This is a genomic window from Acinetobacter stercoris (assembly GCF_900323515.1).
Classification (GTDB): domain Bacteria; phylum Pseudomonadota; class Gammaproteobacteria; order Pseudomonadales; family Moraxellaceae; genus Acinetobacter; species Acinetobacter stercoris.
Map to the genome: position 1 here is coordinate 1 of NZ_OOGT01000421.1, position 931 is coordinate 931.

The following is a 931-nucleotide window of genomic DNA, read 5'->3' on the forward strand; positions in this document are numbered from 1 at the left end:
TACTTATCTTTACCAGTAATTTGAATTATACCCCTTCCCCTATACTTCCACCCATCACCTGATGCAACATCTCCATTACCATTTTTATTTGCATAAGCAATATTTGCAATCATTTCTTGATTTGCATCGTGCTCATCATTACGACCATATTTCTTACATAAGTCAGCCTTCCCCCAAAATGCAGAAAAAGGACCTCCTTTATCGTTTCTTTGGATTAATTTTTTCTGATAGTAAAACGAATATTTTTGTTTCACTTCTGTATGACGAATTAATACTTTTTCATAATAACGAAACCCTTCCCCATCCTTAATATTAACTCCTTCGCCAACCTCTTGTAAAACTTGTGCAAAAAAATGTGCTTTATTTATACAGTTTTTCATTTCAAATTTTTCAGAGAATTTATTGTAAGTATCGACTAATATTTTAATATCCGTACTTTTTGCCTGAGTGAAAATTTGCTTTGCTTCATTCTCTGTTAATTGTACACAGTTTTCACATCCAGTTACTGCTGTTTTTGCTATGGGATTCCCTTGAGCATTACTTGTGTTAGTAGTTTTTGATTGACCATTATTGAATGTATTTTTATTATTTGGTTTATTATGATTATCTGTTTTTGTTTCAAATTTTATCGTATCTAATGATATACCTATTCCAAAACTTCGATTTCCTGTAATATATTTATCATTAATCAATTTATAAGCATTATTGGATTTTGACCAGCCTTGAATTAATATATTTTCACCTGCTTTTTGATAATCAATAACAACAATGCCTTTACTATTAGTAACTAAATCTTTAAATCCTCGCTTCCCTATTATTATTCTAAGCTTAAAACCTTGAATTGGTAGACCTTTCTTATTGACGATAGCTATACCAATTTTATGACTTTGACTTTGACTTTGACTTTGACTTTGACTTTGACTTTGACTTT

The 931-nt window shown here is 30.2% G+C and carries 1 pseudogene; it reads right to left on the bottom strand.

Annotation, left to right across the window (positions count from 1 at the left end):
• Positions 1-931 (bottom strand): annotated as a pseudogene (locus tag KPC_RS20535) (LysM peptidoglycan-binding domain-containing protein); the annotation flags it as partial.